This is a genomic window from Micromonospora sp. M51 (genome assembly GCF_018070305.1).
Taxonomy (GTDB): domain Bacteria; phylum Actinomycetota; class Actinomycetes; order Mycobacteriales; family Micromonosporaceae; genus Micromonospora; species Micromonospora parva.
The window spans coordinates 1-5,234 of record NZ_JAGPXZ010000430.1 but is presented as its reverse complement, the minus strand read 5'-3'; the positions used below and the strand labels follow the sequence as shown (position 1 = coordinate 5,234).

At 68.9% G+C, this 5,234-nt stretch carries 5 protein-coding genes; 3 read left to right on the top strand and 2 right to left on the bottom strand.

The features are described 5' to 3' along the window. From KBX53_RS21300 to KBX53_RS37160, 3 genes are all read left to right on the top strand, one after another. Positions 1 to 558: GNAT family N-acetyltransferase (locus tag KBX53_RS21300; RefSeq protein WP_210861223.1), on the top strand; the 558-nt coding region annotated here is incomplete at its 5' end. Positions 559 to 737: 179 nt separating this feature from the next. Next, positions 738 to 1,952: a hypothetical protein gene (locus KBX53_RS21295; protein WP_210861222.1), complete on the top strand. Its 1,215-nt coding sequence runs from the start codon at positions 738 to 740 to the stop codon at positions 1,950 to 1,952. 379 nt (positions 1,953 to 2,331) lie between these two features. Further along, complete coding sequence (locus KBX53_RS37160; protein ID WP_307857819.1) at positions 2,332 to 2,466, top strand: zinc-binding dehydrogenase; 135 nt, start codon at positions 2,332 to 2,334, stop codon at positions 2,464 to 2,466. Positions 2,467 to 2,479: 13 nt separating this feature from the next. Here the strand turns inward: KBX53_RS37160 and KBX53_RS21285 are convergent, their stop codons facing one another. Both KBX53_RS21285 and KBX53_RS21280 read right to left on the bottom strand, forming a co-directional pair. Continuing rightward, positions 2,480 to 3,091, bottom strand: coding sequence for a GNAT family N-acetyltransferase (locus KBX53_RS21285; protein ID WP_210861221.1), 612 nt, complete (start codon positions 3,089 to 3,091; stop codon positions 2,480 to 2,482). A gap of 172 nt (positions 3,092 to 3,263) precedes the next feature. Further along, positions 3,264 to 5,234 (bottom strand): FtsX-like permease family protein (locus tag KBX53_RS21280; RefSeq protein ID WP_210861220.1); only part of this gene is annotated, 1,971 nt, incomplete at its 5' end.

The following is a 5,234-nucleotide window of genomic DNA, read 5'->3' as shown; positions in this document are numbered from 1 at the left end:
CTACGAAGGGACGTGCCTGACATGACCAGATCCCTTGATGCCACGTCCCTGGAAACTCCACGGTTGCTGTTGCGCCGCTGGCGAAGCAACGATCTGGACGGCTTCGCCGCGGTAAACGCAGAGCCCGAGGTAATGCGCTACATCCATGACGGCCGCACCCTGGACCGGGCCGCGACCGCAGAGCGCCTGGCCATCTATCAGCGGCACTGGGATGAGCACGGCTTTGGCCTGTACGCGGTGGAGATCAAGGAAACCGGAGAACTGGCCGGCTTCACCGGGCTGGCGGTGCCGACCTTCCTGCCCGAGATCTTGCCGGCCGTGGAGATCGGCTGGCGGCTCGGCCGCACGCACTGGGGCCGGGGTCTGGCCACCGAGGCGGCCCAGTCCGTGGTCGCCCACGCTCGTGCCGAGCTCGGACTGCGGCGGCTGGTCAGCATCCACGTTGTCGGCAACGAGGCGTCGGCGCGGGTGATGGTCAAGCTGGGCATGACGCTGGAACGCGAGGCCGTACAGCCGGACACCGGCCGCCAGGTCCGGGTCTACGCGATGGATCTTTAGGCGGTACACACAGCGACCGTCCAACAGCTCGTTGACGAGCGGAGACGGTCACACCCCGCACGAGTCACCAGCTCGCCAGATTCGACGATGGCTTGTCGGGCCGCTAGGCCGTTGGCTCTTCTGCTGTTCAGCGGTGGCTGACGACGTCACCAGCGGCTTTTCACACCTAAGGTGGTCCGATGCCCCAACGCTCGGTACCCGCTGAAAAGGTTGACTGGTCGTCGGTGAGCCATGCCTACGGCCCTGCCGTCGAGATCCCGGCCCTCCTCCGTGCTGTCAGGTCAGACATCCAGGAGGTCCGCCAAGGTGCATACGGCGATCTCGTCGACCTGCTCGTGCAGCAGGGCTCCCGGTTCGAGGCCAGTGCTGCGGTGGCTCCTTACCTGATCGATATTGTCGCTGATCCGGCGGCCCCGGACCGCTTTGCTGCCTGCCAGGTGTTGGCGGCGATCGCGGTGGGCGATGAGAGTTCATGGCTCAGCGATCGTCCTGATCCATCAGACATGAGGGCTGAGGCCCAACGCCGCGCGTCATTGAGCCGAGAGGAGTTGGAGGCGGAGCATCGAGATTGGATGGCAGCGGCACCGAATGAAGAGGAGCGCAGCGCACGGGAACGGCGAGCCGAATGGGGCGACGTCGAGGCAGACCGTGACGAGCAGCGGTGGACGATAGAGGCGTACGACGCGGTGCGGGTCGGGGTGCCTGTCTACGTGGCAGCGCTGGAAGCCTCGGAAGCTGCGGTCCGGCTGTACGCCGCTCACCTGCTCGCCTGGTTTCCTGAGGAAGAGGGCTTGGTCGGCCCAGTGTTGGCCGGTCTCATCCGGCGGGAGCCGGATCCGGTCGTCGCGGCAGCTGCCTGTGTCGCGGCGAGCCTCGGGTGTCCTCACGGCGGCGAAGCATTAATCGACGCGCTGTCTAATCGGCGAGGCAGCGTAAACCGTGCCGAGCGCTGGTCGGCGGTGTTGGGCCTGTCGAGAATCTTGAGTCATCCGGATCGATCCTTGGTCAGAGAACTCTATGAATGCCTCTTCGGGGCCACTGAACCCGTACCCTATTGGCCGTTCCTCGAAGGTGACATGGCCGGCATGGCGGCCCTCACGATCGCAGAATTAACTCCCGGAGTCGCCGGGGATCGGATCGACGTGCTGGCCGAAAGGGCCGCCTCCGCTGATCACACCGCAGATGCCTTCACCCTGCTCACCGCTCTGTTGGACGCAGCCTTCCCCGACGGGCCGATACCCGACGGTGTGGGATTCACGGACCTCACCCCAACCCGGCAGAGAGCCCTCTGGACGGTGTTGAGTAGCGGCGTCATGTCAGCCGCGCCCAGGCTGCTCAGCCGCTACAACCTGCCTGACAGCGAGCAACAACTTCGGACCTGGTGCCGAGCGTGAGGTCCATGGGTAACCGTTCCACCAACGGCTGAGTGACCAACTGGGTGACCGTCGGGCGCGCAACCAGGTCGCCGCAGGTCATGCGGAGAGGCGGTGTACGTTCCGCTTGAACGGCCGGTGCCAGTAGGTCAATTCCGAGCCCGACGCCGACTTCTCGACCGCCGGCAGCCTCGTCGTCGACCAGCCGCTTGTCCCGCCGTGCTAACCCAGGAGGCGTAGGCTGCTTGCCCGGAACGCTTCGGGTACCGCGGCTGGCCTACCGTCCCCAAGGGTTGCGGACCCTCGGCTCGGACATCGCCGGATGGGTCGAGGCGGTGGGTTCCGCCGTCACTCGGTTCCGACCTGGTGACGAGGTGTACGGCGACAATCTCATGCTTCGGTGGCCGATCTCTGCGTCGCGGGTGACCTCCGCATCCACATCGACCGGGCCTTCACCCTCGACGAGACCCCTGAGGCGTTGGCCTACGTGGGCGAGGGACGCGCCCTCGGAAAGGTCGTCGTGAGCGTCACCTGACAGGAGTCCCGCCTCAGCAAGAGACACGACACGCCTCCCACATCGCGCGGGTCATCTCGTACTCGACCTCCGCTCCCGACAGCGGGTCATCACCGAACGGTCGGTAGGTGCGCACGTACCTCATGCCGATGGCTTCCATCACGCCGCGAGAGCCGGTGTTCACGGCCATGGTCTGCGCGATCACCCGGCTCTGCCCGACAGTGTCGAAGGCGTGCCGCAGCAGGGCGCGGGATGCCTCACTGGCCAAGCCTTTCCGCCAGTACCGACGCACAAGGCGGTAACCCAGGTCTGTGACTGTCGGGTCGTCAGGTTGGTCGGGGCCGTGCGCCGGCGGAAGCATCATGAGCCCGATGAACTCGCCCTCGTCCTCGCGTGCCGGCGGCGTCGAGCCGCGCGCGCCGCCATCGGAGCCGAACGCCATCCAGAAGCCCAAGCCGTCCACCGTGCCTGCCAAGGCCATCCTCTGCCCGTGGGCTGCGACCACCTCGTCCCTGGATCGCGCCCGGCCGCCGTTGATGTAGCGGAGGACCTCCGGATCGGAGTCAAGCTGGAGTTCCAGATCGAGGTGCCGGTCGGCAAGTGGGACCAGCAGCAGACGGGCGGTGTTTAAGGTCGGTTGGGGCATGAGGCAGAGGATCACACGATCGTGCCAGTTGCGGGATCCGATTTTTCGGAGGTCACAGCGCTCATCTGCCGCGCCTCGAATCCAGTGACAAACTCTGCGACACCAGGGTGACAGTGCCGCCTCAGCGATGTCTGCGGAGGCGGCACTGTCACCGACATTGGAGCCGCGAGGCCTACTCCTTCACACCGATGTTGTCGATCGGAGGGGCGCTGAGCAGCCGTCGGACGGGCCACACAGTGGTTGCCAACGCCAGCAGCGTCGTGCCGCCGAGCACCGCCACCCCACCGAGCGGCGGGACGTACGGGATCGGGCTGCCGGTCAGTCCGTTGACGATCGCGCTCAGGGTCAGCGCCGCTATCGTCGCGCCGATCAGCACCGCGGTGCCGAGCAACCCGGCCTGTTCGGCCTGGACCATCGCGCGAATCTGCCGGCGGGTGACCCCGACCAGTTGCAGCAACGCCAACTCGCGGCGGCGGGCCAGCGCGGCCATCACCATCGTGGTGGCCGCCGCCAGCGCCGCGTACCCCACCATCACGCCGATCAGCAGCCGGTTCAGCCAGGCACCGAGAGCCAGATCGGTGCTGATCAGGCGGGTACGGGTGGCGGCGTCGAGAACCTCGGTGCCCGGTTTTCCAGCCGACCACGTGGCCAACGCGGTGTCGGCCTCCGGGCCGGCGCTGACCAGGACCTCGTCGGTGGTGTTCGCGGCCGTGTGCCCGGCGACCGTCTCGGCAGCCAGTGTGACGTCGCCGAAGCCGAGGCCACGGCCGTAGATCGCGATGACGTCCAACGTGACCGGGGTGCCGTCGCCCAGCCAGAGTTCCGCCCTGTCGCCGACGTCCCAGCCGGACGAGGACGCCTGCGTCGCGGACACGGCGACGGTGCCCGCGCGCAGGTCGGCCAGGTTGCCCACGCGCACGGCGAGGTTCATCGTCGACGTGACGCCCGCCGGGTCGACCGACTGCGCGGCGACCGGCTCGATGCCGCCCAACGCCCGCACCACCACCTGGGTACGACGCACACCGGTGGCCGCCCGTACCCCGGTCAACTCGCGGATCTCCCGCGCCGCGTCCGCCGGCAGCCCACCCGGGGCGACAACGACCCGCTCGGCGAGGGTTCCCGCGCTGCTCTGCGTGGTGGTCTGCCGTTCCAGGTTGGTCTGCAGGAACCAGACCGAGCCGCCGAACCCCACCGACAGCACGAGGGCGGTCAGGACCGTCGCCATGCCCTGCGCGTTGGCCCGCAGGTTGGCCGCGGCCAGGTAGCCGCTGACCCGCCACACCCGCGGCAACAACGGTGTGAGCAGCCGTGCCGCGTACGCGTTGATCCTCGGTGCGAGCAGCGCCACGGCGATGACGAACAGGTACAACATGCCGGCCGCGCCGGCCAGTGCCCCGGTCGACCCGCCCGCACCGAGGGTGAACGCCCCGGAGGTGCCGGCCGCCGCCAGCGTCAGCACGCCGGCGATCAGCCGCACCCGGCCGCTCCGCCGGGGCTCGACGGCGATTTCGCCGAGCGCCTCGATCGGCTTGATCCCGGTGACCCGGCGGGCGGCGACCAACGCGGCCAGCACCGCCACGAGGACCGCCGTACCGACAGCGGCCGGCACCGCGAACAGACCGCCGGCCATCGGGAAGCTGGCCGGCACGAACCCCCGCTCGACCAGCTCGCCGTGCACCCAGCGGGCCGCCAGCAGGCCGGCCGGGCCGCCGACCGCAGAGCCGACCAGGGCGAGCAGCGCCGCCTCGGCGATCAGCATGCGGCGCACCTGCCCCGGCGTGGCCGCGACCGCGCGCAGCAACGCCAGGTCACGTCGACGGTGCCGGACGGACAGCCCGATGGTGCCGGCCACCACGAAGACGATCAGCAGGACGACGTACCCCCCGAAAGCCGATCCGGCCGTGACCAGCAACGTCTGAGCGGCCTGGTTCTCCGACTGCTCGACGTTGCCGCGGTCGTTCCCGGCGTACGTCGTGGCGCCGGCCGCCGACGCGATCTCGCGCACCGCGCCGACGTCGGCGCCGGGCACCATCCGCACGCCGATCGCATCAACCCGGCCCGGGTGGGCGGACAACCGGGCGGCCTGCGCGTCGGTGAAGAACACCGCCGCCGTACCGGTCTCGGCGGTTCCGCTCACCAGGTA

Excerpts from the sequence above, each read along its gene's own strand:
- KBX53_RS21285 (WP_210861221.1), bottom strand. The coding sequence starts at position 3,091 with ATGCCCCAACCGACCTTAAACACCGCCCGTCTGCTGCTGGTCCCACTT.
- KBX53_RS21295 (WP_210861222.1), top strand. The coding sequence starts at position 738 with ATGCCCCAACGCTCGGTACCCGCTGAAAAGGTTGACTGGTCGTCGGTG.